Below are 4,989 nucleotides of genomic sequence, written 5' to 3'. Positions count from 1 at the left end.
ATTCTACTGCACATAGATTTGGTTTTAAGATATTTTTGATGTTTGACTTATAAAATCCCCGTATTGCGCTTAACAATACATCACCTGAGGCTAGTCACCTCATTATGGTTTTAGAGTATTATAGTCTGTTTTCGTTTTGCAAAACTATGTATTAATATGTATATACACAAGTTTTCATTGGTTATAATGCCCTATTAAGCAATTTTTATAAATATTTAAATCTAAGCTAATGGCAGCAAACACAGTTTTAGCAGCTTTAGGTATGGCTGCTGGTAAGGTTATCATAAAAAAAGCAACAGAATCGTTGCTAGATAACAAAAATCAAATTTATACCTATTTACAGTCCAATTTTACAAAGATAAAAAATGAGGATGTTCGATTTTCTATCAGTTATTTAATCAGAATTAAAATTCCTGGTACTTCTAAGTTTTTGTTAGTTCGTGGTCACCGTATTAAAGACCAACTACAACCTATAGGTGGTGTTTACAAAAAAAATAACGGTTTTTCAGAATTTGAAAAATGGGGATATAAGGAAGATTGCGGAGCGAAGGGAATCAAATCGGATGATATTAGCAAAGACGATTTACGTTTTCGAGTGAAAGGTAAATATGCTTTAAATGTTATTAAATGGTTTGAATCCAGAAAAAACCGTGAAACAACCTATGACCGTGAATTCAACGAAGAGCTTATTAAAGACCATGGATTTGATAAAGATATTTTTTACTCCAAATCATTCAGAGAGGTGCAAAAAACGATGAAAGTATTTGGTTACAGTACTTTTCATCAATGTTATGAAGTTTTAATTTATGACATTGTTGAGTTTCTTCCAACTCCGGAACAAGAAGCAGAGCTGAAAAAACTTTTAAAAAATCCTCGCAAATTAGGTAGTGATTTCATGGTAGTAGACATCAGCGAAATTGAAAAATTAATAGTAATTGAGCATGAAGAACAAATTGCTAAAATTGGAGAACACACAAAATACTTAATCAATGAGAAATAATTATACAAAATACAAAGAAGAAGAATTTAAAAAGGAAGAATTACTTGCTATTGCAGCGGCTAATTTAGAATTAGATGATACCAGAAAAGAACAGATGATTTCTGCTTATAAAGCAGTAAATGATGTTTTTGATAAAGATGAAGAATTTTTTAAAGATTACACAGTTAATGTGTATGCACAAGGTTCTTTGTTAATAGGAACAACTATTAAACCTTTACCAGGTAAGGAATTCGATTTAGATATTGTTTTAAAATTAGATGATTCTTATTTAAATCATACACCCAAAGAAATTTATGACGAAGTTTTCCGTGTCTTAGATAATCATGGAACCTATTCACCATTACTTCAAAAGAAAAATCGTTGCATTAGAATCAACTATAATAGCGATTTTCATATGGATATTCTATCTGGATGTAAAATCACTTCAGAAAGCACAAGATTGATGATACCAAATGATAAAACCTTAATGGATTGGTCTCGCACCGATCCAAAGGGGTATGATGCTTGGTTTAAAAATATTTCTGAAAAGCATAAATCTCAATTTATGCTTACAGAACGATTTGTGGTGCTTACAGAAGCAAAAGTAGAAACTGAGGATTTGCCAAAAGATGTATATGTTAAATCTCCATTGCAAAGAACGGTGCAAATTATAAAACGTTACCGTGATTTGTATTATGAAAATAAAGATTTAGTTAAAACTCCAGCTATTTCAAGTATTGTTTTAACTACCTTGTTAGCTCAGAGCTATGACGAAGAGTTATCAATTCAAGCAGCACTTAAAAATGCGATGACAAAGATGAAAAGTTTTGCCGACAATTATAAGTATAAAGGAATTCGATTTCAGGTTTACAATCCAATAGATTTGTATCCAGATAAAGATAAACGTGAAAATTTTACTGATTCATGGACTGATAAACATTACGATAGTTATGTAGGGTTTGTAACAGATTTAGAGAGAAAGGTCAGTACGTTTTTATCCAACTCTACCAATGAGCAGAATTACAAAGATTTATTTGGAAACGGATATTACAAACAAAACATCCAAACTTTGGTCAAGCTTGAAGAAAGTTTTAAAGGGATTCCTCAACTAACCGCATTGCTTTCTGGAACAGCTTACACAGACTCAAGTGGTCAAATTAATACCTCATCAGGTGTAAAAAATGGAAGTCATGGATTTTATGCTGAATCCTAAAGAGCGTGCTCAAAAATACTGGATGGGCTTTTTGTATAAAACGATGATTGAATGTGAAAAAGAATTCAATTGGTTATCTTTTCAGGTTAAAGGGAAATTACTGGAAGGAAAAGGCACATTGGAATTGAATCATAGAAAATATCATTTTAAACTGCTATGTTCTCCATTTTTTCCTAATAGATTTGAAAGGGTAATGGTAGAAACTAAAAACCTCATAAAATGTGCGGATACACATTTTAACGGTGATGGTTCACTTTGTTTATATCATCCAGTGTTTGATTTAAAAGGTAAACCTTACCTTGAGTTAGTCGAAGTAATTCCGTGGATACCCGAATGGATATATTATTATGACAAGTATTTGGAATATAAAGTTTGGTTAGGTCCCGAATATCTTCATAATTGATTTTAATTTTCAAGTTCTCTGTTCTTTTACAGAACGGAGAGCTTGTTTAAAAATAAAGAAATGAACAAAAAGTTTAAATTATCAGAAATTGTTAATATAAGGTCGGGAATGGTGGTTCCTAAAACCGTTAACAATGATGAAAAGCAACTGACCGATGCCTATGTTAGAATGGTTGGAACTTCTGATTATGATGATGGTGGGAATTTAAGAAATGATCTTGAAGCTAACGTTTTGATAAAGCCGGCTATCGAAAAAAATTTCTTACAATATAACGAGGTTTTATTCAATGCCAAAGGAAGACGCTTTTTTGCCACCTTATTCCGTAATGAATATTCATTTACTATTGCCAGTGCTTCTTTTCTGGTTTTAACTATTCAAAATGATCTTATTTTACCTGAATTCTTGGTTTGGTATCTGAATCATCCTGAAACATTAAAAGTATTTGCTTCTAAAATGACGACCCAAAATATACCCTCGATCACAAAACAAGAATTAGGAGACTTGGAAATTATTATTCCTAATTTAGAGACGCAAAAGCAGATCGTAAAATTAGATTTCTTAAAAAAAGAACAAGTTGTTATTCAAAAGGAGTTAATCACTCTTAAAGAAAATTTAATCAATACAGTAACTTATAAAAAACTACAAAATGAGTACTAAAGTAAGTCAAAAAGATATAAACAATACCGTATGGAAAGCTTGTGACACATTTCGTGGTACAATCGATCCTTCTCAATATAAAGATTACATACTCACCATGTTATTTCTAAAGTATGTAACCGATGTGTACAATGAGAAAAAAGAAGAATATGCCAAAAGATATGAAGGCAACGAAGAACGTGTAAAAAGAGCATTGGAGCGAGAACGTTTTATAGTTCCTGAAGAATCAAGCTTTTATTTTTTATATGAAAACCGTAACAATCCAAAGATTGGGGAAATGATCAATCATGCTTTAGCGGAATTGGAAGAAGCAAACAGAGAAAAATTAGGCGGTCATGATGGATCTAATATTTTTAGAAATATTGATTTTAACAGTTCTAATTTGGGAGACGCAAAAGGTAAAATAACCAGATTACGTAATTTGTTGAACGATTTTTATTCTTTAAATCTTTCTTCTTCTCATTTAGAGAATAACGATGTCATTGGAGGAGCATATGAATTTTTGATAGCTAATTTTGCATCTGATTCAGGGAAAAAAGCAGGAGAATTCTTTACCCCGGCAGAAGTTTCTACATTATTGGCTAAGTTGACCAAATCTAAACCAGGTTCACGTATTTATGATCCTACTTGTGGTTCAGGCTCTCTTTTAATCAAAGCAGGACGACAGGTGGGTGATAATAACTTTTCGCTATATGGACAAGAAGCAAATGGTAGTACTTGGGCATTGGCTGTAATGAATATGTATCTGCATGGCTATGATAGTGCTGTGATACGTTGGGGAGATACGTTGAGAAACCCAAAGCACAAGGAAGGAGATGCTTTAATGTTGTTCGATACGGTAGTAGCCAACCCTCCTTTTTCATTGGATAAATGGGGAGCAGATGATTTGGCAAGTGACTCTTATAATCGTTTCTGGAGAGGTTTGCCACCAAAATCTAAAGGAGATTGGGCTTTCATTTCACATATGATAGAATCATTGAATAATACTGGTAAAGCAGGTGTGGTTGTACCACATGGTGTATTATTTAGAGGAGCTGCTGAAGGAAAAATTCGCACTAAAACGATTGAAGAAGATTTGATTGAAGCAGTGATAGGCTTACCTTCCAATTTGTTTTTTGGCACAAGTATTCCGGCTGCTATTCTTATTTTCAACAAGCAAAAAGTAAACAAAGAGAAAGTACTGTTTATTGATGCCAGCAAAGATTTTGTACCGGGAAAAAATCAAAATTCCTTAGGGGAAAAACACATTCAGCATATTACAGATATTTTCACGCAGTTTCATGATCAGGCAATGGAAACAGGAATTGTTGAAGAAAGATTCGCCTATATAGCCAGTTTTGAAGAGATAAAGGAGAATGATTTTAACCTCAACATTCCTCGTTATGTTGATACTTTTGAACCAGAACCCGAAATCGATATTCAGGCAGTGATGCAGGAAATCAAATCTTTGGAAGAGAAACGAGATGAGTTGGATAAGGAGATTAATATGTATTTGAAAGAATTGGGAATTGGTTTTTAATTTTTTAAATCCTTAATGTTTTTACTAACGAAAATTAAGTCATCGAGATGGAAAATAAAAAATTAAAAGTAGGTAACGTTCCCCCTTTGAGATTTCCGGGCTTTGAAGGAGAGTGGCAAACGAAGAAGTTGGGGGATTTATTGGAGTTTAAGAATGGAATTAATGCTTCAAAAGAACAATATGGTAAAGGAATTAAGTTTATAAATGTCTTAGATATT

General features: G+C 32.6%; 5 protein-coding genes. All 5 read left to right on the top strand.

Going from position 1 to position 4,989, the window contains the following annotated elements; translation table 11 throughout:
* The first annotated feature begins 229 nt into the window (after positions 1-229).
* Genes Q0A18_RS14170 through Q0A18_RS14150 form a run of 5 tightly spaced genes read left to right on the top strand, consistent with a single transcriptional unit; the run spans position 230 to position 4,771 of the window.
* Positions 230-1,000, top strand: coding sequence for a hypothetical protein (locus Q0A18_RS14170; RefSeq protein WP_292010809.1), 771 nt, complete (start codon positions 230-232; stop codon positions 998-1,000).
* Positions 990-2,192: a nucleotidyltransferase gene (locus Q0A18_RS14165; RefSeq protein ID WP_292010808.1), complete on the top strand. Its 1,203-nt coding sequence runs from the start codon at positions 990-992 to the stop codon at positions 2,190-2,192. Before Q0A18_RS14170 ends, Q0A18_RS14165 begins: the two co-directional genes overlap by 11 nt.
* The gene (locus Q0A18_RS14160) at positions 2,170-2,595 is read left to right on the top strand and encodes a hypothetical protein (protein ID WP_292010807.1); all 426 of its coding nucleotides are present in this window, start codon (positions 2,170-2,172) and stop codon (positions 2,593-2,595) included. The genes Q0A18_RS14165 and Q0A18_RS14160 overlap by 23 nt, the downstream gene beginning before the upstream one ends.
* A gap of 60 nt (positions 2,596-2,655) precedes the next feature.
* Positions 2,656-3,252, top strand: a complete 597-nt coding sequence (locus Q0A18_RS14155) for a restriction endonuclease subunit S (RefSeq protein WP_292010806.1) — start codon at positions 2,656-2,658, stop codon at positions 3,250-3,252.
* Positions 3,242-4,771: a type I restriction-modification system subunit M gene (locus Q0A18_RS14150; protein WP_292010805.1), complete on the top strand. Its 1,530-nt coding sequence runs from the start codon at positions 3,242-3,244 to the stop codon at positions 4,769-4,771. Before Q0A18_RS14155 ends, Q0A18_RS14150 begins: the two co-directional genes overlap by 11 nt.
* Positions 4,772-4,989: the final 218 nt, after the last annotated feature.

Origin of the sequence: Chryseobacterium sp., assembly GCF_022712095.1 — a bacterium.
GTDB lineage: Bacteria > Bacteroidota > Bacteroidia > Flavobacteriales > Weeksellaceae > Chryseobacterium.
This window is presented reverse-complemented; position numbering and strand designations above follow the sequence as displayed.